Source organism: Rothia sp. BD8 (assembly GCF_044878465.1).
Taxonomy (GTDB): domain Bacteria; phylum Actinomycetota; class Actinomycetes; order Actinomycetales; family Micrococcaceae; genus Rothia; species Rothia kristinae.
In genome coordinates this window covers 40398-61381 of record NZ_JANJES010000010.1, presented here as the reverse complement: position 1 = coordinate 61381, position 20984 = coordinate 40398, and the positions used below count along the sequence as shown (strand labels likewise).

Sequence of the window (20984 nt, the reverse complement as noted above, 5' to 3'; positions counted from 1 at the left end):
GGCCGCGACGGCGTGTTCGATGGTGGCATGAGCGCCACCGTCATGGACCCCCGACGCCTCTGGATGATCTCCGGGCTGCTGCCTCCCCGCCAGCTGCTGTGCGAGGGGGTGGATCTGAGCCCCGGGGAGGCCTCCGCCCTGGACGCCCGGGGGCTGCTTCACCCCCTCATGCCGGGCCTGTGGAGCCCCCGTTGCCCGGATCCGCTGCTGCGTGCCTGGGCGGCGGGGCTGCACCTGCGCCCGGGGACACGGGAGCAGGCGGTCATCTGCGGGCTGTCCGCCGCGTGGGTGCACGGCGCGGCCGCGGCCCCGCGCACCCTGGAGATCGCGGCGGCCCGCGGGGCCCGGCGCCTGCACCCGCTGGAGCTGCTGCACGTGCAGCGGCGGTACCTGCGGCACACCCGCTACGAGGATCAGCGCATCGGCCCCGTGCGGGTGAGCACGCCGCTGCGCACCGCGGTGGACCTGACCCGGGGTCCCCTGAGCCCCGCGGCGCGCTCGGCGCTGGCCACCCTGATGCTGCACCCGCGCCTGCGGGTCAGCCCCGAGGCGATCGCGGTGGCGCTGCGGGCCCAGCCCCGGCTCAGCGCGAGGGACCGGGCCCTGGCGACCCTGCGGGAGGTCGCAGGCGCGCTGCCCCCGCCCGACGCCGCCCGATCCGACGCCGCGCCGGAGATCACGGAGCCGGGATCACCGAACCGGACTCATCGGTCCGTGATCACTGGTCCGGCGCGGGGCGGGAGCCGGTGATGCGGTAGACGTCGTAGACGCCGTCGATGTTGCGCACCGCGGTGAGCACGTGGTCCAGGTAGCGGGGGTCCCCCATCTCGAAGGCGAAGCGGGAGATCGCCAGCCGGGAGACGTTGGTGTGCACCGTCGCGGAGAGGATGTTGACCTGGGACTCGGAGAGCACCCGGGTGACGTCCGAGAGCAGGGAGCGCCGGTCCAGGGCCTCCACCTGGATCTCCACGAGGAACACCGAGGAGGAGGTCGGCGCCCAGCGCACGGCGATCCGCCGCGGGTCGTCCTGGGCTCCCCGCATGTTCGGGCAGTCCACCCGGTGCACGGAGATGCCCTTGCCCCGGGTCACGATCCCGATGATCTCGTCCGGGGGCACCGGGGTGCAGCAGCGGGCGAGTTTGGTGAACACGTTGTCCGCGCCCTCCACGATCACCCCGGAGTCCCCGAATTGCGGGCGGGAGCGGGTGGTGATGGAGGTCTCCTCGGCGAGGTCCTCCTCGGTGCCCGCGCGCCCGCCCAGCAGGTCCACCAGGCGGTCGATGACGTCCTGGGCCTTGATCTGCCCCTCGCCGACCGCTTCGTACAGGGCCGCGACGTCGGACTTGCCGTGCTCCTCGGCCACCGAGACCAGAAGCTGGGAGGTCAGCAGCTTCTGCAGGGGCAGGCTGTGCCGGCGCATCGAGCGGGTCAGGTTGTCCTTGCCCTTCTCGATCGCCCCCTCGCGGCGCTCCTTGGTCAGGTAGTGGCGGATCTTGGTGCGGGCCCGGGGGCTGGCGACGAACTTCAGCCAGTCCTCGCTGGGTCCGGCGTCCTCAGCCTTGGTGGTCAGCACCTCCACCCGGTCCCCGTGCTGCAGCTTGGAGGACAGCGGCACGAGCTTGCCGTTGACCCGCGCGCCGATGGTGTGGTCCCCCACCTGCGTGTGGATCGCGTAGGCGAAGTCCACGGGGGTGGAGCCGGCCGGCAGGGAGAGCACGTCCCCGGCGGGGGTGAAGACGAAGACCTCCTGGGCGTTGACCTCGTAGCGCAGGGAGTCCAGGAACTCGGAGGAGTCCTGGGTCTCGGACTGCCAGGACATCAGCGACTGCAGCCACTTCATGCCCTCGGCGGACTCCTCCGTGCGGGCATCGCGGCCCGTGGCCTCCCCGCGGGCGGCGGCCTTGTACTTCCAGTGCGCCGCGATGCCGTATTCGGCCTTCTGGTGCATGTCGTGGGTGCGGATCTGCACCTCCACGGCGCGTCCGCTGGGCCCGATCACCGCGGTGTGCAGGGACTGGTAGGTGTTGAACTTCGGCACGGCGATGTAGTCCTTGAAGCGCCCGGGCAGGGGCTTCCACTTCTCGTGCACCACCCCGAGGGCGGCGTAGCAGTCCCGCACGCTGTCCACCAGGACGCGGATCGCCAGCAGATCGTAGATCTCGTCGAATTCCTTGTCCCGCAGGATCATCTTCTGGTAGATGGAGTAGTAGTGCTTGGGCCGCCCGGTGACCTGGCAGTCGATGCCGGCGGCCTCGAGCTCCTCGATCACCCCGGTGCGGATCTGCTGCAGCTGCTTCTCCCGCTGGGGGGTCCGGTCCCCCACCATGCGCACGATCTCGTCGTAGATCCGCGGCTCCAGGGCCGCGAAGGAGAGGTCCTCCAGCTCCCACTTGATGGTGTTGATGCCGAGGCGATGGGCCAGCGGGGCGAAGATCTCCAGGGTCTCCTTGGCCTTCTTGGCCGCGGACTCCGGGGAGACGAAGCGCCAGGTCCGCGCGTTGTGCAGCCGGTCCGCGAGCTTGATGACCAGCACCCGGATGTCCTTGGCCATGGCGATGACCATCTTGCGCACGGTCTCCGCCTGGGCGTGCTCGCCGTAGGTGACCTTGTCCAGCTTGGTCACCCCGTCCACCAGCTCGGCGACCTCCGCCCCGAAGTCCTCGGTCAGCTGCTCCAGGGTGTAGTCCGTGTCCTCCACGGTGTCGTGCAGCAGCCCCGCGATCAGCGTGGCCCCGGAGGCCCCGAGCTCGGCGAGGATCGTCGTGACCGCGACCGGGTGGGTGATGTACGGGTCCCCGGACTTGCGCTTCTGCCCGGTGTGGCACCGGTCCGCGACCTTGAAGGCCTTCTCGATGCGCCCGATGTCCTCCTGCGGATTGTGCTGCATCACGGTGCGCAGCAGGGGCACGAGCACCGGGGAGATGGCCGGCAGCTGGCTGGTCAGGGTGCCGGCCCCCGGTTCGAGCTTCTTCAGGGTCGGGAAGGATCGGCGCACCGGGGTGCGCGCGGACGCGGACATGACCCGGTGGGTCCCGTGGCCCTCGCCGTCGTGCTGTGTGCTCACATCGGCCTCCTCGCGCCCGCCTGCGGCGGGTCCCGTCTGTGTGATGGACCTAGTGTAGTCGGCCGCGGAAGCCCGCTCAGACGACGGCGCCGTTGTCGGGCCGACCCTTGGCCTGCGGCTCGAAGCGCGGCACCGGCAGCGCCTGCTCCTCCTCCCCCGTCTCCGGGTCCCCGGCGCGGTGGGACCCGCTGCCGGTGCCCTCGGACGCCTCCGGCTGAGCCTCCTCCTCGGGGTCCTGCCCGTTCTCACGGGCCGTGAGCACCGCGGCGGTCTGGTCGCGGATCCCGGCCTCGTGCCCGCGCAGCACCGCGTAGAGCGGGGCGGAGACGAACAGCGTCCCGAGGGTGCCCATGATGATGCCGATGAACAGGGACAGGGACAGGTCCTGCAGGGTCCCGGCCCCCAACAGGAACGCCCCGATGAACAGGATCGAGCCGACCGGCAGGATCCCGACGACGGAGGTGTTGATGGAGCGCACCAGCGTCTGGTTAACGGCCAGGTTGACCTCCTCGGCGAAGGTGCGCCGCCGGTTGGTCTGCCAGCCCTGGGTGTTCTCGCGGATCTTGTCGAAGACCACCACGGAGTCGTAGAGGGAGTACGAGAGGATCGTGAGGAAGCCGATGATCGCCGAGGGGGTGATCTCGAAGCCGCACGCGGCGTAGACCCCGAGCGTGGTGATCACGGTGAACAGCAGCCCCGCGATCGCGGACAGGGACATCTTCACCGTCCGGAAGTACAGGGCCATGCCCACGGTGGCCAGGGCGACGAAGACGATCAGCCCCCAGGTGGCCTGACGGGTGACCCCGGCGCCCCAAGACGGTCCGACGAAGGAGGAGGTCACCTCGTCGTCGGTCACGTGGTAGGCGTCCTTCAGGGCCTGCTTCACGGCGAGGGTCTGGGCGTCATCCAGCTGGTCCGTCTGGACCCGGATGGTGCCCGGGGCGATGTTGGTGACCTCGGTGTGCTCGGCCTGTGCGTTGTCCGCCACGGCCTGCTCCCCGATCTTCACGTCGGTGTTCGCAACGTCCGAGACCGTGAACTCGGAGCCGCCGCGGAAGTCGATGCCGAATTTCAGCCCGCCGCCGAGCACGGGGATGAGCAGGGAGATGACCACCAGGGCCGCGGCGATGCCCAGCCAGAGGCGCCGCTTCGGCACGAAGGGGATGGAGGTCTTCCCGGTGTAGAGGTTGCTGCCGAACTCGGCGAATCTAGCCACGGCGGGCTCCTTCCGTGTCCTCGGCGTCGGTCCCGGCGCCCGGGGTCTGCTCGGTGCGGGGGCTCTCGCCCGCCGCGTCCTGCTCATCCTGCGCGTCCTGCGCCGGCGCGTCCTCGGCCGCGCGCGCCTCGGCTCGACGCCGCTCGGCGATGGTCATCGGTGCCGCCGGCTCCTCCGAGGCGGCGCCCTTCCTCCGGCGCCGATGCCGCGGGGCGTCCTGCGGGTCCCGCAGTCGCCCGGCCCCGCGGTACAGCGGCACCGCGCCCAGGGCCTCGGCGTCCAGCCCGGAGTGCTTGCGGCCCTGCCCGAAGTAGCGGGTGCGCGAGAGCAGCACCATGACCGGGTGGGTGAACCAGAAGATCACCATGAGGTCCGCGATCGCGGTCAGGCCCAGGGCGAAGGCGAAGCCGCGGACGTTGCCCACGGCCACGAAGTACAGCACGACGGCGGCCAGCAGGTTCACGCCCTTGGAGGCCAGCACGGTGCGTCGGGCCCGCAGCCAGCCGTGGTCCACCGCGGAGGGCACGCTGCGCCCGTCGCGCAGGCCGTCGCGGATGCGCTCGAAGTAGACGATGAACGAGTCCGCGGTCTGCCCGATGGACACGATCAGCCCGGCCACCCCGGCCAGGGACAGCCGGTAGTTGATGCCCCAGCCGAGCAGGATGATCGCGGCGAAGGAGATCACCCCGGCCACCACGAGGGAGGCGATGGTCACGAAGCCGAGCAGGCGGTACTGGAACAGGGAGTACACGCAGACCAGGGCCAGGCCGATCAGCCCGGCGATGATGCCCATCTCCAGCTGGTCGGTGCCCAGGGTCGCGGAGATCTGCTGCTCGGATTCGATGTGGAAGCTGATGGGCAGGGCCCCGTACTTCAGCTGCTCGGCGAGGTTCTTCGCGGTCTCCTCGGTGAAGTTGCCGGTGATCTGCGCCTGCCCGTCGGCGATCACGGCTTCGGCGCGCGGGGCGGAGAGCACCTCGTCGTCGAGCATGATCGCGAAGGAGGCGCGGGGGTTGTTCGGGTCCTGGCCGTAGATCTGGTACAGCCGGGTGGTGACGTCCTTGAAGGTGCTCTTCGCGGCGTCGTCGAAGGTGATGTCCACGCCCCACTGCCCGGTGGTGGTCATGCCGTTGCCGGCGGTGACCTGGGAGAAGGAGGCGTCCTTGATGTCCTGACCCTTCAGCTCCACGGGCCCGAGGATGTACTTCTGCGTCCCGTCGGCCGAGCAGGCGACGACGGCGCGGTCCGCGGGCAGCTGCCGCTGACCCTGCTGGGAGGACTTCGCCGAGCAGTCCTTCAGCTCGTACTCCTTCTGCAGCGCCGGGGTGATCCAGTTCTGGTCGGAGCCGTTCTTGGGCTTCTCGGTGGGCTCCTTGAGCTTGGCGTAGTCGGTGCGCTGCCCCTCGGGCACGGGCTTGCCGTCCGCGGAGGCCAGCACCGCGCGGAAGGACATCTGCGCGGAGGCCTGGATGAGATCGCGGGTCTGCTGATCCGGCACGCCGGGCATGGACACGACGACGTTGCGCCCGGACTGGGTGGTGACCTCGGCTTCGGAGACCCCGGCCCCGTCCACGCGCTGGCGGATGATCTCCACGGCCTGGTCCAGCTGATCGGAGGAGATGCTCCCGCCGTCGGTGGATTCCGGGGAGAGGATCATCTGGGTGCCGCCGGAGAGGTCCAGGGCGAGCTTGGGGGTCCAGCTGCCGCCGAACTTGGCGGTGCTCAGCCCGATCGCCCCGATCATGATCGCGATGATCGCGGTCAGCAGGATCAGGGCGCGACGCGCCCCGGCCGTGCGGTTCTTCCGTGCCATGGAGGGAGGTCCTGAAGTGCTCATGCGCAGGTGCCGGGCCGCGCGGAGGCGGTCATCCGGCACCTGGCGGGGTGGGAGGGGGTGAGGCGGGTCAGCGGTCGGTGCCGCGCGGGTCCTCGGGGTCGACGGTCTCGCCGTTGACGGTGGTGCCGCCGCGGACCTGCTGCTGCCCGGTGCCCTCGGCGTCGTTCTGCCCGGTGACCTCCTGTTCGGGGCGGGCCCCGGCGGCCGCGGCCTGCGGGGAGCCCGGCACGTTGCCGTTCTCATCGAGGATGGTGGTCACGGTCTGCAGGTGCACCTTCACGGTGGTGCCCGGGGAGACCTCGAGCATCGCGGTGGCGTTGTCGCGGTCCACGGAGGCGATGGTGCCGTAGAGGCCGAACTGGGTCATCACGGGGGTGCCCGGGCCCATGGCCTCCTGCTTGCGCTGCATCTCCTGGCGCATCTTCTTCTGCCGGCGGGCCGGCAGCACCAGGAAGAGCACGATGAACACGACCGCGATGAGCAGGAACATCAGGTTGCCTCCCGCGGCACCTCCCTCGGCTGCTTGCAGGGTGCCGGCGGACGGGTCAGCGAACAGGTGCATGTTTTCCTTCGATGAATCGGGGAGGTGGTGGACGGTCCCGCCCATCCTAGAGGACGCGCCTGGGTGCCCACCGAATGCGTCCCCTCCCGCGGGGTCGCGGCCGGGGGTCGGCTCACTGCTCGGGGCGGGGCAGGCCCAGGTGCTCCCAGGCCGCCGGCAGCGCGATGCGTCCGCGCGGGGAGCGGCCCATCAGACCCTCGCGCACCAGGTAGGGCTCCGCGACGGTCTCCACGGTCTCGGTCTCCTCCCCCACGGCGATGGCCAGGGTGGACAGGCCCACCGGTCCCCCGCCGAAGGTGCCCACCAGGGCCTGCAGCACGGAGCGGTCCAGCCGGTCCAGCCCCCGGGCGTCCACCTCGTACATGTCCAGGGCGGCCCCGGCGGCGCGGGCGTCGATCCGGGCGACGTCGTGCACCAAGGCCCAGTCCCGGACCCGGCGCAGCAGGCGGTTGGCGATGCGCGGGGTGCCCCGGGAGCGGGAGGCGATCTCCCGGTAGCCCTCCGCGGAGATGTCCAGATCCAGCAGGCCTGCGGAGCGGCGCAGCACCAGCTCCAGCTCCTCCACGGCGTAGAACTCCAGGTGCCCGGTGAAGCCGAAGCGATCCCGCAGCGGCCCCGGCAGCAGCCCGGCCCTGGTGGTTGCCCCGACCAGGGTGAAGGCGGGCAGCTCCAGCGGGATGGAGGTGGCCCCGGCGCCCTTGCCGACGACGACGTCCACCCGGAAGTCCTCCATGGCCATGTAGAGCATCTCCTCGGCCGGGCGGGACATCCGGTGGATCTCATCCAGGAACAGCACCTCCCCGGGGGTCAGGGAGGACAGGATCGCGGCGAGGTCCCCGGAGTGCTGGATCGCCGGGCCGGAGCTGATGCGCAGCGGGGCGCCCATCTCCTCGGCGATGATCATCGACAGGGTGGTCTTGCCCAGCCCCGGCGGGCCGGAGAGCAGGACGTGGTCCGCGCTGCGCCCGCGCAGCTTGGAGGCCCGCAGCACCAGGGACAGCTGCTCGCGCACCCGCTGCTGGCCCACGAAGTCGTCCAGGGTGCGCGGGCGCAGGGCCGCCTCGATGGCCTGGTCCTCGGGTTCGGCCTGGGCGTCCACGAGGCGCTCGTGCGGCGCCGGGCCGCCGGTTGCTGGCTGCTGGCTCATGCGGGGTGCTCCTCCTGGCGGGCCGGCGGGTCCGCCGCGTGGTCGATCCTGCGCCGCACCTCGCGGCGGCAGGGCTCTGGGTGGCGGTGGGTCAGCGGCGGGCCGCGCCGAGTCCGGCGAGCACGGCCTTCAGCGCGGCCGGCACCGTCAGGTCCGCCGCCTGCGGGTCGGTGCGCACATAGCCGTCCACGGCGGTCGCGGCGTCCTTCTCCGACCAGCCCAGCCCGATCAGCGCCTCGGTGACCTGCGGGGCCCAGGCGGGCCCGTCGGCGGAGCCGGTCCCGCCCTGCAGGGCGGGCTCCTCCTCGGGCAGCACGAGCTTGCCGGCCAGCTCCAGCACGATCCGCCGGGCGCCCTTGGGGCCGATGCCGGGGACCTGGGAGAAGGCCTTGTCGTCTCCGGCGGCCACCGAGCGGGCGACGTCGGCCGGTGAGTGCACGGCCAGCACGGCCAAGGCGATGCGCGGGCCGATTCCGGAGACCCCGAGCATCGTGGTGAACACCTCCCGCTCCTCCGCGGTGCGGAAGGCGAACAGGGTCAGAGAGTCCTCCCGGACCACCAGGTGGGTCTGCACCCGGGCCGTCTCCCCCACCTTCAGGCCGGCGAGGGTGGCCGGGGTCGCGGCCACGAGCAGGCCGACGCCGCCCACCTCGAGGACGGCCTCGTGCAGGCCCACGTGGGCCACGGTTCCGGACAGCGTGGAGATCATGGACCCATCCTATTCGAACACATCTGCGAATCCCAGCCTCGGCGTCGGCCGAGGGCTCAGCGGCGGCCGACCCCGCCGGATCCTGCGCCGCGGCGCCCGGAGCGCTCGGCCTCCCGCCAGGCGCGCTGGGCCGGGGTCAGCCCGGTGCGGGTCGCCCGGGCGGGGATCGAGCCCTGGTGGGTCTGCACGCCCGCGGTCATGTCGTAGCCGGTGCCCAGCCCGCCGGAGCGCCAGCCGTGGCAGATCGCCAAGGCTAGCGCGTCAGCGGCGTCGGCCGGGCGCGGCATGGCCTCCAGGCCCAGGATGCGGGTCACCATCCGCCCGACCGAGGCCTTGTCCGCCCGGCCGTCGCCGGTCACCGCGGCTTTGGCCTCGGAGGGGGTGTGCCAGGCCACGGGGATGCCGAGGGAGGCGGCCGCGGCGATGACCACCCCGGAGGCGTGGGCCGTGCCGATGACCGTGTTCACGGATTCCTGGGCGAAGACCCGCTCGATGGCCATGACGTCCGGGCGCAGCTCGCGCATCCAGGCCAGGGCGTGCTCCTGGATGTGCAGCACCCGGGCGTCCAGGGAGTCGGCGGCTTGGGTCCCGGCCACCCCCACCCGCACGAGGCTCGCCTTCCGGGTGGCGTCCATGTCCACGACGCCGAACCCGCAGCGGGTCAGCCCCGGGTCCACCCCGAGGATGCGCAGGGATCGGGTGCTACTCGGCATCCTCGAGCTGGGCCATGACCTCCGGGGAGATCTCCACGTTGGAGTAGACGTTCTGCACGTCGTCCAGCGCCTCGATCGCGTCGGCGAGCTTGAGGAACTTCTTCGCCCCGTCGGCGTCCAGGTCCACGGTCATGGTGGGCCGGAACTGCGGGTCGTCGTTGTTGTACTCCAGCTCGGCGGCGTCCAGGGCCTTGCGGATCTCGGGCAGGTCGGAGGCCTCGGAGATGACCTCGAAGACCTCGTCCTCCTCCTTGACCTCATCGGCCCCGGCGTCGAGCACGGCCATCAGGACGTCGTCCTCGGTCAGCCCGTCCTTCTTGGCCACCTCGGCCACGCCCTTGCGCTCGAACATGAAGGACACGGAGCCGGGATCGGCCATGGTGCCACCGGAGCGGGTCACCGCGGTGCGCACGTCCGCGGCGGCGCGGTTCTTGTTGTCGGTCAGGCACTCGATGTACAGAGCCGAGCCCTGGGGGCCGCGGGCCTCGTAGAGGATCTCGGAGTAGTCCACGACCTCGCCGGTCAGCCCGGCGCCGCGCTTGATCGCGCGGTCGATGTTGTCGTTGGGCACGGAGTTCTTCTTGGCCTTGGACACGGCCAGGTCCAGGGCCGGGTTGCCGGCGACGTCGGCCCCGCCCATGCGCGCGGCGACCTCGATGCCCTTGATGTACTTGGCGAAGGCCTTGGCGCGCTTGGCGTCGATCGCGGCCTTCTTGTGCTTGGTGGTGGCCCATTTGGAGTGACCGGACACGGGGTCTCCTTCGTGCGTCGGGGATCGTCGGGGTGCCGCGGGCGCGCCGGTGGGCGCGGACCCGCGGGCACGGCTTCCTCCAGTCTAGTGCGCCTGTCCAGCCCCGGGCCGAGGCGAGGCCGGACCGGGTGCTCAGCGGGGCCGGGAGGCGGCGACCTCGCGGGCGCGCTCGGCCAGGGTGTCGTCGATCGGCTCGGGGTCGAAGGAGCCGCAGCGGCGCCGGGCGGCTTGGCCGATCAGGTAGTCGGTGATCCGGGGGTTCTTCGGCAGGAGGGAGCCGTGCAGGTAGGAGCCGATGACGTGGTGCACCCGGGCGCCCTCCCCGGCGTCGTCGAGGTTGTTGCCCTGTCCCAGGGTCACGGTGCCCAGGGGCTGGACGTCCTGGCCGAGGTAGGTCAGTCCGGAGTGGTTCTCGTAGCCGACGACCTGCCCGAACTCCGGGGTGTCCAGGACGATGTTGCCGATCAGCCGCTGCCTGCCCCCCACGGTGCGGGCGTCGAAGATCCCGATGCCCTCCAGGACCTGCCCGTCCACGGTGGTGAATTCGTGGCCGAACAGCTGGTAGAGCCCGCAGATCACCAGCATGGGCACGCCGTTCTCGGCCATCCGGCGCAGCCGGGGGGCGATGGCGTGCAGATCCTCCTGGATCACGGACTGCCCGGAGTCCTGGCCGCCGCCGCCGATGACGATGTCCACGTCCTCGGGGAACCGGTCCTCGGGGTTGTAGTCGATGATCTCGGTGGTGTAGCCGTGCTTCTGGGCGCGGCGGGACAGGGAGAGCACGTTGCCCCAGTCCCCGTAGATGTTCATGTCCCGGGGGTACAGCTGCAGGATCCGCAGGTGGCCCTTGGCCGCGGCGTCGTCGGGCTGGTGGGTCTGCGCGGCGGGCGCGCTGCGCTGGGTCATCGTCAGATCTCCTCCACGTCGGTGATCCTCCCCAGTTCGCGGCGCAGCGCGAGCATGGAGGTGTAGGTGCAGAACACGCGCATCGGGCGGTCCCCGGCCCCGTCGAGGAAGGCGCGCAGGGCCTCGGACAGCTCGGGGTGCACCTCGCGCACGGGGACGTCGTCGTGCTCCAGGCGCAGGGCCATGTCCCAGGCGCGGGTTCCGCCCACGACGTCCACCCCGCTCTCGCGCAGGACGTCGAAGTCCACGTCCCACAGCCAGGAGACGTCGCGGCCGTCGGCGTATTCGTCGTTGATGGTGATCATCGTGGCCCAATCCGCACCGGTGGCCGAGGCCAGGGAGAGGCGGAACCCGGCGGGGTTCTTCACCAGCAGCAGCTGCAGGGTGCTGTCCCCGATGCGGACGGACTCCCCGCGCCCGAAGGCCGGGGTGACCTCGGACAGGGCGCGCAGCAGCGCGGCTTCGTCGGTCCGGTCCCCCATGATCTGGCGGGTCAGGGCCAGGGCGCCGGCGGCGTTGTAGATGTTGTAGATGCCGTAGAGGGTGATCTGCGCGGTGACCTCGCGTCCGCCGATGGACAGGACGCTGCGGGTGCCCTCGAAGGTCTCCAGCACGACGTCGGCCTCGGGCAGGTCCGCGGCCTGGTGGGCCGGGGTCTTGTCCCGCATCTCATCATCCGAGGGGAAGCGGGAGCGCAGCTGCTCGGACAGGCCGTAGTAGACGGCGCGGGTGCCGGGGGTCAGGTCCGCGGCGATGCGCCGGATCCGGGGGTCCTCCCGGTTGAGGACCACGGACTCGGTGGTGGCCTGGACGACCTGGGTGAGCATCTTGCGGGTCGTGTCGATCTCCCCGAAGCGGTCCAGCTGGTCGCGCATGACGTTGAGCAGCAGGGCGTGGCGGGGCTTCACGGCCCGCACGAAGTGCACCGCGTGGGCCTCGTCCAGCTCCAGCACGGCGATGTCCGCCTCCAGGCGCCCGCGCAGGTCCATCTCCCCGAGCAGGGCCGCGGCGACCCCGCGCACGAAGTTGGAGCCGGTGCGGTTGGTGAACACCCGCAGCCCCTGGGATTCCAGCAGCTGCACGGTCATCTTGGTGGTGGTGGTCTTGCCGTTGGTCCCGGAGATCACGACGACGCCGTGGGGCAGCCGAGCCAGCTCGCGGGCGACGAAGCCGGGGTCGGCCTTCTCCATGAACAGCCCGGGGAAGGCGGAGCCGCCGCCGCGCAGGCGGGAGGCGGCGCGGATGCCCTGCCCGAGAAGTCGCGTGAGGGTTCGAGGTCGCAGGGGGTGAGGCATGGGGACCATCCTACCGAGAGGCCGGGTGCGGGTGAGCCGCTAGGGTGTGGTCCATGACTCCTGTGACCCCTGAGCCCCCCGCGCCCTCGACCCTGCTGTCCCCGTCCGAGCTGCCCGGCGGTCTGCCGGACCTGTCCGGGGTCGGCCCGGAGGATCTGGAGGAGCTGCTGCGGTCCGGGATGGCCGCGCAGCGGGATGCCTGGGAGCGGATCGCCGCAGATCCCGCCCCGGCGGATTTCGCCACGGTGATCGAGCCGCTGGAGACGGCGGCCGCGCAGTTTGCCCGGGTCACCGGGATCTTCCACACCTTCATCAGTGCGATGGGCACCGAGGAGGTCCTCGAGCTGCACCGCCGCTGGGCCGGCCCCCTGGCCGAGCATGAGGCGGCCTCCGCCCGGGATCCCCGCCTGGCCCGGCGGCTGGCCGCCGTCGAGGAGGAGGGGCTGGATCCGGTGCGGCGGCATGTGCTGCGGCGCTGGCGCGAGGACTTCGAGGACCGCGGGGCCTTCCTCGAGGAGACCGCCCGGGACGAGGTGGCGCGGATCGAGCAGGAGCTGGCGCAGCTGTCCGCCCGGTTCGGCGCCGGGCTGCTGGCCGGGGCTGAGCAGGCGGGCCTGCTGCTGGAGGACGAGAGGCAGCTGGCCGGTCTGCCCGAGGATCGGGTGCGCCAGGCCGCCGAAGCGGCGCAGCTGGCCGGGCACCCGGGAAGCTACCTGCTGGTGCAGGACCTGTTCGCGGTGCCGTCGGTGCTGTCCTCGCTGCAGGACCGGGACACGCGGCGTCGGCTGTGGCGGGATTCGGTGAACCGGGGGCGGGGCGAAGCCCGGGACGAGGGGGCCGCGGGCACTCCGGAGCTGCTGACGACGGCGGCGCGGATCGCTGAGCTGCGGGCCCGCCGGGCCGAGCTGTTCGGGGCCCGCACCCACGCCGAGCTGCAGCTGCGCCGCTCCGTGGCCGGGACCCCGCAGCGGGCGCTGGGGATGCTCGAGGAGCTGGCCCCGCGGGCCCGGGCGGCGTTCCAGCGGGAGCTTGCGGTGATGGCGGAGGTCGCCGGCGTCGAGCCCGGGCAGATCCAGCCCTGGGATGTCCCGGTGCTGCTGGAGCGGGTGGCCCGGGAGCGCTACGCCGTGGATGCCCAGGCGCTGCGCCCATATTTCTCCTTCGAGCGGACCCTGGTCGACGGCGTGTTCGCGGCCGCCTCGCGGCTGTACGGGGTGCAGTTCACGGCCCGCCCGCAGCTGCCCGGATACCACCCGGAGGTGCGCTTCTGGGAGGTCCGCGATGAGCAGGACCGCCTGCTGGGGCTGTTCGGCCTGGATCCGTGGGCCCGACCCACCAAGCAGGGTGGGGCGTGGATGCACGAGATCGTGCCCCGGGACGCCCGGGTCGGCCAGACCCCGGTGGTGATGAACACCCTGAACTTCACCCGTCCCGGGCAGGGCGAGGAGAAGCTGCTCAGCGCGGACAACGTGCGCACGATGTTCCACGAGTTCGGCCACGCCCTGCACTCCCTGCTGAGCACGGTGGTCTGGCCCACCGCGGCCGGGACCAACGTGCCCCGGGATTTCGTGGAGTACCCGTCGCAGGTCAACGAGATGTGGATGTTCCACCCGGAAGTGCTGCCCCACTACGCCCGCCACCACGAGACGGGCGAGCCGCTGCCGACCGAGGCCGCACGCGCCCTGCAGGAGGCGGCCCGGTGGGGTGAGGGCTTCCGCACCGTGGAGTACCTGGGGGCTGCCCTGCTGGACATGGCCTGGCACACCCGCGGCACCGACGCCGAGCCGCTGGAGACTCCGCAGCAGGTGCGGGAGTTCGAGCGGGAGGTGCTGGCCCGGTACGGGCTGGCGGATCTTCCGGTGGCCCCGCGGTATGCGACCGGGATGTTCAAGCACATCTTCGAGGGCGGCTATTCGGCCGGGTACTACTCGTACATCTTCTCCGAGATGATGGACGCGGAGACCGTGGACTGGTTCCGCGCCCGCGGCGGGCTGCGCCGGGAGAACGGGCAGGTGTTCCGGGACCGGCTGCTGGCCCGCGGCTCCGAGCAGGATCCGGCGCAGTCCTTCCGTGACCTGCTCGGCCGGGACCCGCAGATCGGACCGCTGCTGCGCCGTCGCGGGCTGGTGGACGACGACGCCGAGCGGGATGGTGCCGCAGGAGAAGGTGCCGAGGGGACCGGCGCCGATGAGTGAGGCCGTATCCTCCTGGTCCGCGCTCATCCGGGATCTGGACGGTGCCCCGGTGGTATGGCGGGATCTGTCCTGGCGGGAGCGGAAGCCGGTGGTCGCCGTCGAGCCCGTGGAGGACGGCGTGCCGTGCGGGACGGTGCTGCGGACCCGGCTGGACCTCGGGGACGCCCCGCTGGTGCGGGCCCTGCCCGTGCCCGACGGCGTCGAGCCGCGCTGGTGCGCCGGCTTCGCCCACGCCGAGGTCGATGAGCAGGGCACGGCGCGGTTCCGCACGGTGGCCTGCCCGAAGCACCAGCGCATCCGCAGCGGCCAGCAGTGCGGGCTGTGTCGGCACCTGGACCGCTTCCGGCCCCTGCACCGGGTGCACCGCGGGGCACGGCTGACCGACGCCGCGCTGGCTTATGTGAGCCGTCCGCACTGGCTGTACATCGCGACCTTCCCGGATGCCGCCTCCAAGGTGGGCACGGCCCATGAGCGCTCCCAGGTGACCCGCCTGGATCAGCAGGCGGCGGCCCGGGCCACCTGGATCGCGCTGGCCCCAGACGGGATCCTGGTGCGCCGAGTGGAGGACGCCGTGGGGAGCGAGCTGGGGCTGACCCAGTTCAAGCAGGTGCGGACCAAGCACCGGGCGTGGGCCGCCCCGCGGCCGGCGGAGGAGCTCGACGCCGCGCACGACAGTGCGGTGCGGGCTGCCCGGCGGCTGCTGGCCGACTGGGGCGCTGCACAGGGCCCGACGGCGGGCGCGGCGTCGGACAGTACCGCTGAGGCCGTTCCGGGCGGTGTGTCCGGCGAAGTCTCGAGCGGTGTCTCCGGAGCAGCGGGGTACGCGCCCCCGGAGGTGGGATCCTCCCTGGACGGCGTGGAGCTCGTCCATCAGGCGTGGGAACCGTCCCCCGTGATGGCGCGGATCTACGCCGCGCTAGACAGGGACACCACTCAACCTCTGCAACAGGTCAAAGGTTTCGCCGATCAATCTGTACCTGAGATCGAATCATCTGGAGGCGAGCTGCTGGGGGCGGCGGGCCCGTTCCTGGCCCTCTCCCGCGCCGTCGGTGAGGCGCCCGCGCTGGTCAGCACCGCGGAGTTCAAGCACCGCGAGGTCGTGCTCCGGCGGTGACCGCACGACCCGCCGGGTGCGGCACCGCCCTCTGGGGGTGACGCGCTCCCCGCGGGATGTTCACCCGTTCTTCACCCCGGCCCACCCTTCCGGGCGGCTCGGTCGGGCGGGGCGGTGGTTAGCATGAGCGCATGAGCACCGAGCAGCACGACGATCCCGACGCCCCGGCCCTGTCGGCCATCACGATCTTCACCGGCTCAGCCCTGGGTGATGACTCGGCCTTCGCCCGCGAGGCCCGCCGCCTGGCCGAGCACCTGGCGCGGGAGGGCCTCGGGGTGGTCTACGGCGGCGGGAACGTGGGACTGATGGGCGTGGTGGCCGATGCCGCCCGCTCGGCCGGCGGCCAGGTGCGCGGGGTCATCCCGGAGGGTCTGGTGCGCGGGGAGATCGCCCACGAGGGGCTGGATGCCCTGGAGATCGTCCCGGATATGCACCGGCGCAAGCAGCGGATGAACGAACTCGGGGACGCCTTCGTGGCCCTGCCCGGCGGGGCCGGGACCCTGGAGGAGCTGTTCGAGATGTGGACCTGGCAGCAGCTGGGCTTCCACCGCAAGCCGGTGGCGGTCTACGACGTCGGCGGCTTCTGGTCCCCGATGCTGGCGATGCTGGATGAGATGGTGGCCCGCGGGTTCATCCGGGAGTCCTTCCGGAATCGGCTGATCGTGGCGAGCGAGCCGGAGGAGCTGCTGGGCAAGCTGCGGGCCTGGCGTCCGGCCGCACCGAAGTGGGGGCGCTGAGGCAAGGCCCGGTTCAGGCGTCGTCGTCGGCGGGCCAGGCCCCGGCCAGCAGCTCGCGGATCTCGGCGAGGGTCTGGGTGACGGTCTTGGTGCCGGCGACGATCGGCAGGAAGTTGGTGTCCCCGCTCCAACGGGGCACGATGTGCTGGTGCAGGTGCGCGGCGATCCCCGCTCCCCCGATCTTGCCCTGGTTCATCCCGATGTTGAACCCGGCGGCGTGGGACTGCTCGCGCAGCACGCCCATGATGATCTGGGTGAACCGGGCGATCTCCGCGGTCTCCTGCTCGGTGGCCTCGTCGTAGTCGGCGATGTGCCGGTACGGGCAGACCAGCACGTGCCCGGGGTTGTACGGGTAGAGGTTCAGCACGACGAAGGCGTGCTTGCCGCGGTGCACGATCAGCGAGTCCTCATCCTTGCGGGTGGGGGCGGCGCAGAAGGGGCAGGTGTGCTCGTCGTAGTCCTGCTGCCCGCCGGAGACGTAGGCCCGACGGTGCGGGGTCCACAGCCGCTGGAAGGCGTCCGGCACGCCGGGCAGCTGGAAGTCGTCGGTGATCTGGTCCGTGTCCTGCGGCTGGCTCATGGCTCCCAGACTAGCCCGTGGCGCGCCCGTGCCGGTGGTGTGCGACGGCGGCGGATTCGGCGGCCGGTGAACCTGCCCGACCGTCGGCGCTGGGCCGGGTATAGGTTGGGAGCCATGCGCCCTCTGACCGAATCCCAGATCCGCTCCAGCTTCATCAACTGCACCAAGGGCGAGGCCTCCCGCCTGAACCTGCCGGCGGGGCTGGGCTCCTGGGACTGGGAGGCGGAGGTCTTCCTCGGGTGGATCGACCCGAAGTCTCCGCAGCGCGGCTACGCGGTGGTGCCCCAGGAGGACGGCTCCCTGCGCGGGGTCGTGCTGACCAAAGCGACCAACCGCGGGCGGGGATCGGCGCAGATGTGCCAGTTCTGCCTGACCCTGCACTCCGGCTCCGGGGTGTCCCTGTTCTCGGCAGCGCGCCCCTCCGCCAAGGGCGGGAAGGGCCATTACAGCTCGGTGGGCACCTACCTGTGCCAGGACCTGCGCTGCACGGACTACACCCTGGGCCGACGCCGCCCGGAGGGGGTCCGTCAGATGGAGGAGACCATGACCGTGGAGGACCGCCGGGAGCGGACCCTCGCCAACGCCCGCGGGTTCATCGACCGCCTGACCGAGGAGGGCTGAGGAACGCGAGCCGTCACGGGCGTGGGTTCTGGAGCCTCCAGAACCCACGCCCGTGACGGCTCGGCGCGGTGACCCGACTCAGGCCGCCGTCGGGTCCGCGTTGTTGCGCGAGCGCACGTGCTCGACGATGCGGGCCACCGCCTCGTCCACGGGCACGCCGTTGTCCTGGGAGCCATCGCGGAAGCGGAAGGAGACCGCGCCGTGTTCGGCGTCCTCTCCCCCGGCGATCAGCACGAAGGGCGCCTTCTCCTTCGCGGCGTTGCGGATCTTCTTGGGGAAGCGGTCCGTGCTCTCGTCCACCTCCACGCGGATGCCCTCGGCGCGCAGCTTCGCGGCCACCTCGGCCAGGTAGTCGTTGAAGGCCTCGGCCACGGGGATCCCGATCACCTGCACCGGCGCCAGCCAGGCGGGGAAGGCCCCGGCGTAGTGCTCGGTGAGCACGCCGAAGAACCGCTCCAGGGAGCCGAACTTCGCGGAGTGGATCATCACCGGCTCCTGCCGGGTGCCGTCGGCGGCCTGGTATTCCAGGCCGAAGCGGGCCGGCTGGTTGAAGTCGTACTGCACGGTGGACATCTGCCAGGTGCGCCCGATGGCGTCCTTGGCCTGCACGGAGATCTTGGGCCCGTAGAACGCGGCCCCGCCCGGATCCGGGACCAGGTCCAGCCCGGTCTCCTCGGCCACCTGCTGCAGGATGGCGGTGGCCTCCTCCCACTGCTCGTCGGTGCCGATGAACTTGTCCTTCTTCTCCCCTTCGGTGTCCCGGGTGGACAGCTCCAGGTAGAAGTCGCTCATGCCGAAGTCGCGCAGCAGGGAGAGCATGAAGTTCAGCAGGTGGCGCACCTCGCCCGGGGCCTGCTCCTTGGTCACGTAGCTGTGGGAGTCGTCCTGGGTGATCATCCGCACGCGGGTCAGGCCCTGCAGCACCCCGGACTTCTCGTCCCGGTACACGGTGCCGAATTCGAAGAACCGCAGGGGCAGCTCGCGGTAGGAGCGGCCGCGGGAGCGGAAGATCTCGTTGTGCATGGGGCAGTTCATGGCCTTGAGCCGGTACTTCACCGACTCCTCCTCCATGGGTGGGAACATGCCGTCGGCGTAGTACGGCAGGTGCCCGGAGGTGTAGAACAGGTCCTCCTTGGAGATGTGCGGGGTCTTCACGTATTGGAAGCCCTCGGCGATGTGCCGCTCCCGCACGTAGTTCTCCATCTCCCGGAGGATGATGCCGCCCTTGGGGTGGAACACGGGCAGGCCGGGGCCGATGGTCTTGGGGAAGGAGAACAGGTCCAGCTCCTCCCCCAGGCGGCGGTGGTCGCGCCGCTCGGCCTCGGCCAGGCGGTCCTTGTACTCCTGCAGCTGCTCCTTGGTGGGCCAGGCGGTGCCGTAGATGCGCTGCAGCATCGGGTTCTTCTCCGACCCGCGCCAGTAGGCGCCGCCGGTGCGGGTCAGGGCGTAGCCGTTGGCGATGAGCTTGGTGTTGGGCAGGTGGGGTCCGCGGCACAGGTCTTTCCAGACGGTTTCGCCCTTGCGGTCCACGTTGTCGTAGATGGTGATCTCACCTTCGCCGACCTCCACGGAGGCGCCCTCGGCGGCGTCGGCCCCGGAGCCGGGCCCCTGGGACAGGCCCAGCAGCTCGATCTTGTACGGCTCCTCGGCCATCTCCGCGAGCGCCTCGTCGTGGGTGACGACGCGGCGGCGGAAGGTCTGCCCGGACTTGACGATCTTCATCATGGACTTCTCGAGCTTCTTCAGGTCCTCGGGGGTGAAGGGCTCGGCGACGTCGAAGTCGAAGTAGAAGCCGTCGGTGATGTAGGGGCCGATGCCGAGCTTGGCATCGGGGCGCAGCTGCTGGACGGCCTGGGCCATGACGTGGGCGGCGGAGTGGCGCAGGACCTCCAGGCCCTCGGGCTCGTGGATGCGCACGGGCACGACGTCGTCGCCTTCGGCCAGCTCGGTGGACAGGTCCTTGAGGGTGCCGTTGATGCGGGCGACGACGATGTCCTGCTCATCGGCGAACAGCTCGGCCGCGGTGGTCCCGGGGGTCGCCTGCTGGGCTTCGCCGTCGACGTAGAGGTGCAGGGTCTCGGCCGGTGCGGCCATGGGCGTTCACTCCTTGTTCGGTGGCACGCCGGTACCGGGGGCGTGCTGGTTCGGGTGCGGGCCGGCCTCGGATGGGCGGGCACCGTGGCGATTCTACCGTCTGCGCTCCTGGCCGGGGCGTGCCTGGTCCCCGGGGAGAGGGCGGGGGGATCAGACGAGCAGGGCCGGGACGATCGCGGCGAGGCCGGGGGCCACGCAGGTGATGCCCAAGGACAGGGCGAGCAGGCGGCGGAACAGGGCCTGCTGGTCGCGTTCGTCGGTGTAGGAGATGATCAGGGTCCCGGCGACGTGGATGGGGTTCATCACGGTGAGGGTCGCGGGGGCGGCGACGGCGGCGAGCACCCAGGTCAGGGCGGGGTTCTCCCCGAAGGCGGAGAAGACCAGGGGCATGACCAGGCCGAGGACCCCGAGGGTCGAGGATTCGATGTTGCACAGGGCGGCGGTCATGTAGGCGAGCAGGAACACCAGGAGCACCTGGCTGCCGGTGGATTCCAGGCCGGCCTGGATGGTGTCCATGGTGCCGATGCTCTGCAGGGCGCCGAGGTAGGTCAGCAGACCGCACAGCAGCAGCACGGAGGGCCAGGGCACGGAGCGCAGCAGCTTCTTCTCCTCGGGCCGGAAGAGCAGCTGGAGCACGATGACCAGGGCGACGGCGGTGAGTCCGACGTCGGTCTTGGCGAAGACGACGAACAGGACGAAGACCAGCAGGGAGGCGGCGGCGGTGATGGCGTAGGCGGGGCGCAGCCCGCGGGCGGCGTCCTCGTCGACGATGACCAGGGGCCGGGTGTAGGGCTGGGCGTCGGCGGCGATGTCCTGGGGGTTCTGCCCGGCGGCGGGGCCGCGGAAGCGGGCCAGGCCGATCTGCAGGACGAGGACGACGGCGGCGGCCATGGCCAGGCTCAGGGCCCAGATCAGCCAGGGCTGGTAGCTGATGTGGTGCTGGTCGGCGACCTTGCGGATGACGGCGCCGGCGGGGTTCAGCGGGGAGAGTCCGGCGGAGTTGGCGCCGATGACCACGGCGAGCTCGCTGATGAGGAAGGAGCGGGGGAAGCGGCGGGACAGGTGCGCGATGGTCGGCACGAGCAGGGTGATGGGTGCGGTGGCGAAGGCGCCGAGGGAGGACAGGACGGCGCCGATGAGGAATCCGGCCCAGGGGATCAGGTGGGTGCGCTCCCCGATGAGGCGGTAGACCCGGTCCACGAACCAGGTCAGGGCCCCGGAGCGCTCGAGGTGCCCGAACAGCAGGGAGACCCCGACCAGCAGCACGAAGATCGAGCCGGGGAAGGCCTCGTAGACGTCGTCGGCGGTGAGGTGGGCGGTCAGGGCGAGGACGAAGGTCGCGGCCAGGGCGAGCAGGCCGATGTTGATGCGCCGCCAGATCGCCAGGATGAGGGCGAGGGCGAGCAGCGCGAGGGAGAGTGTCTGGACCGGATCCACGGTGAT

The 20984-nt window shown here is 71.4% G+C and carries 18 protein-coding genes; 5 read left to right on the top strand and 13 right to left on the bottom strand.

The features are described from left to right. The first annotated feature begins 27 nt into the window (after positions 1-27). Positions 28-750: a hypothetical protein gene (locus NQ707_RS08685; protein ID WP_058743458.1), complete on the top strand. Its 723-nt coding sequence runs from the start codon at positions 28-30 to the stop codon at positions 748-750. On the opposite strand, the gene NQ707_RS08680 is transcribed toward NQ707_RS08685, so the two are convergent. From NQ707_RS08680 to NQ707_RS08635, 10 genes are all read right to left on the bottom strand, one after another. Beyond that, positions 719-3019 carry a bifunctional (p)ppGpp synthetase/guanosine-3',5'-bis(diphosphate) 3'-pyrophosphohydrolase gene (locus NQ707_RS08680; RefSeq protein ID WP_196826012.1) on the bottom strand — a complete coding sequence of 767 codons (2301 nt, stop codon included), beginning with the start codon at positions 3017-3019 and terminating at the stop codon, positions 719-721. The genes NQ707_RS08685 and NQ707_RS08680 overlap by 32 nt on opposite strands. A 121-nt stretch (positions 3020-3140) precedes the next feature. Continuing rightward, positions 3141-4280 (bottom strand): protein translocase subunit SecF, encoded by a 1140-nt coding sequence (gene secF, locus NQ707_RS08675; RefSeq protein WP_404435475.1) that lies wholly within the window; start codon positions 4278-4280, stop codon positions 3141-3143. Continuing rightward, on the bottom strand, positions 4273-6093 hold the full coding sequence (gene secD / locus NQ707_RS08670) for a protein translocase subunit SecD (RefSeq protein ID WP_404435473.1): 1821 nt from the start codon (positions 6091-6093) through the stop codon (positions 4273-4275). The genes secF and secD overlap by 8 nt, the downstream gene beginning before the upstream one ends. 91 nt (positions 6094-6184) lie before the next feature. Continuing rightward, complete coding sequence (gene yajC / locus NQ707_RS08665; RefSeq protein WP_075513846.1) at positions 6185-6679, bottom strand: preprotein translocase subunit YajC; 495 nt, start codon at positions 6677-6679, stop codon at positions 6185-6187. 112 nt (positions 6680-6791) lie between these two features. Further along, positions 6792-7826, bottom strand: coding sequence for a Holliday junction branch migration DNA helicase RuvB (gene ruvB, locus NQ707_RS08660; RefSeq protein ID WP_404435471.1), 1035 nt, complete (start codon positions 7824-7826; stop codon positions 6792-6794). A gap of 91 nt (positions 7827-7917) precedes the next feature. Next, positions 7918-8535, bottom strand: a complete 618-nt coding sequence (gene ruvA, locus NQ707_RS08655) for a Holliday junction branch migration protein RuvA (protein ID WP_404435469.1) — start codon at positions 8533-8535, stop codon at positions 7918-7920. Positions 8536-8591: 56 nt separating this feature from the next. Beyond that, on the bottom strand, positions 8592-9248 hold the full coding sequence (locus NQ707_RS08650) for a crossover junction endodeoxyribonuclease RuvC (RefSeq protein WP_058731446.1): 657 nt from the start codon (positions 9246-9248) through the stop codon (positions 8592-8594). Continuing rightward, positions 9238-9999 (bottom strand): YebC/PmpR family DNA-binding transcriptional regulator, encoded by a 762-nt coding sequence (locus NQ707_RS08645; RefSeq protein WP_058731447.1) that lies wholly within the window; start codon positions 9997-9999, stop codon positions 9238-9240. Before NQ707_RS08645 ends, NQ707_RS08650 begins: the two co-directional genes overlap by 11 nt. 132 nt (positions 10000-10131) lie before the next feature. Further along, positions 10132-10905: a type 1 glutamine amidotransferase gene (locus tag NQ707_RS08640; RefSeq protein ID WP_224799480.1), complete on the bottom strand. Its 774-nt coding sequence runs from the start codon at positions 10903-10905 to the stop codon at positions 10132-10134. A gap of 2 nt (positions 10906-10907) precedes the next feature. Continuing rightward, on the bottom strand, positions 10908-12209 hold the full coding sequence (locus NQ707_RS08635; protein ID WP_404435466.1) for a MurT ligase domain-containing protein: 1302 nt from the start codon (positions 12207-12209) through the stop codon (positions 10908-10910). Positions 12210-12253: 44 nt separating this feature from the next. Between NQ707_RS08635 and NQ707_RS08630 the strand changes: the two genes are divergently transcribed. The 3 genes from NQ707_RS08630 (at position 12254) to NQ707_RS08620 (ending at position 16246) form a co-directional block, all read left to right on the top strand. After that, positions 12254-14395, top strand: a complete 2142-nt coding sequence (locus tag NQ707_RS08630) for a M3 family metallopeptidase (RefSeq protein ID WP_224799478.1) — start codon at positions 12254-12256, stop codon at positions 14393-14395. Then, positions 14388-15509 carry a hypothetical protein gene (locus tag NQ707_RS08625; RefSeq protein ID WP_166637380.1) on the top strand — a complete coding sequence of 374 codons (1122 nt, stop codon included), beginning with the start codon at positions 14388-14390 and terminating at the stop codon, positions 15507-15509. The genes NQ707_RS08630 and NQ707_RS08625 overlap by 8 nt, the downstream gene beginning before the upstream one ends. A 131-nt stretch (positions 15510-15640) precedes the next feature. After that, entirely contained in the window at positions 15641-16246 is a 606-nt protein-coding gene (locus NQ707_RS08620; RefSeq protein ID WP_133566116.1) for a TIGR00730 family Rossman fold protein, read from the top strand. A gap of 13 nt (positions 16247-16259) precedes the next feature. Here NQ707_RS08620 and NQ707_RS08615 read toward each other — a convergent pair whose 3' ends face one another. After that, positions 16260-16826: an HIT domain-containing protein gene (locus tag NQ707_RS08615; RefSeq protein WP_133566117.1), complete on the bottom strand. Its 567-nt coding sequence runs from the start codon at positions 16824-16826 to the stop codon at positions 16260-16262. Positions 16827-16940: 114 nt separating this feature from the next. Here NQ707_RS08615 and NQ707_RS08610 point away from each other — a divergent pair, with 114 nt between their 5' ends. Continuing rightward, complete coding sequence (locus NQ707_RS08610; RefSeq protein WP_061225544.1) at positions 16941-17447, top strand: FBP domain-containing protein; 507 nt, start codon at positions 16941-16943, stop codon at positions 17445-17447. Between the two features lie 78 nt (positions 17448-17525). Here the strand turns inward: NQ707_RS08610 and thrS are convergent, their stop codons facing one another. Continuing rightward, positions 17526-19541, bottom strand: a complete 2016-nt coding sequence (gene thrS, locus NQ707_RS08605) for a threonine--tRNA ligase (protein WP_404435463.1) — start codon at positions 19539-19541, stop codon at positions 17526-17528. 150 nt (positions 19542-19691) lie between these two features. Continuing rightward, positions 19692-20978: an SLC13 family permease gene (locus NQ707_RS08600; protein WP_129357541.1), complete on the bottom strand. Its 1287-nt coding sequence runs from the start codon at positions 20976-20978 to the stop codon at positions 19692-19694. Positions 20979-20984: the final 6 nt, after the last annotated feature.

Excerpts from the sequence above, each read along its gene's own strand:
- NQ707_RS08685 (WP_058743458.1), top strand. The coding sequence starts at position 28 with ATGAGCGCCACCGTCATGGACCCCCGACGCCTCTGGATGATCTCCGGG.
- NQ707_RS08680 (WP_196826012.1), bottom strand. The coding sequence starts at position 3,019 with ATGTCCGCGTCCGCGCGCACCCCGGTGCGCCGATCCTTCCCGACCCTG.
- secD (WP_404435473.1), bottom strand. The coding sequence starts at position 6,093 with ATGGCACGGAAGAACCGCACGGCCGGGGCGCGTCGCGCCCTGATCCTG.
- yajC (WP_075513846.1), bottom strand. The coding sequence starts at position 6,679 with ATGCACCTGTTCGCTGACCCGTCCGCCGGCACCCTGCAAGCAGCCGAG.
- ruvB (WP_404435471.1), bottom strand. The coding sequence starts at position 7,826 with ATGAGCCAGCAGCCAGCAACCGGCGGCCCGGCGCCGCACGAGCGCCTC.
- ruvA (WP_404435469.1), bottom strand. The coding sequence starts at position 8,535 with ATGATCTCCACGCTGTCCGGAACCGTGGCCCACGTGGGCCTGCACGAG.
- NQ707_RS08650 (WP_058731446.1), bottom strand. The coding sequence starts at position 9,248 with ATGCCGAGTAGCACCCGATCCCTGCGCATCCTCGGGGTGGACCCGGGG.
- NQ707_RS08640 (WP_224799480.1), bottom strand. The coding sequence starts at position 10,905 with ATGACCCAGCGCAGCGCGCCCGCCGCGCAGACCCACCAGCCCGACGAC.
- NQ707_RS08635 (WP_404435466.1), bottom strand. The coding sequence starts at position 12,209 with ATGGTCCCCATGCCTCACCCCCTGCGACCTCGAACCCTCACGCGACTT.
- NQ707_RS08630 (WP_224799478.1), top strand. The coding sequence starts at position 12,254 with ATGACTCCTGTGACCCCTGAGCCCCCCGCGCCCTCGACCCTGCTGTCC.
- NQ707_RS08625 (WP_166637380.1), top strand. The coding sequence starts at position 14,388 with ATGAGTGAGGCCGTATCCTCCTGGTCCGCGCTCATCCGGGATCTGGAC.
- NQ707_RS08620 (WP_133566116.1), top strand. The coding sequence starts at position 15,641 with ATGAGCACCGAGCAGCACGACGATCCCGACGCCCCGGCCCTGTCGGCC.
- NQ707_RS08615 (WP_133566117.1), bottom strand. The coding sequence starts at position 16,826 with ATGAGCCAGCCGCAGGACACGGACCAGATCACCGACGACTTCCAGCTG.
- NQ707_RS08610 (WP_061225544.1), top strand. The coding sequence starts at position 16,941 with ATGCGCCCTCTGACCGAATCCCAGATCCGCTCCAGCTTCATCAACTGC.
- thrS (WP_404435463.1), bottom strand. The coding sequence starts at position 19,541 with ATGGCCGCACCGGCCGAGACCCTGCACCTCTACGTCGACGGCGAAGCC.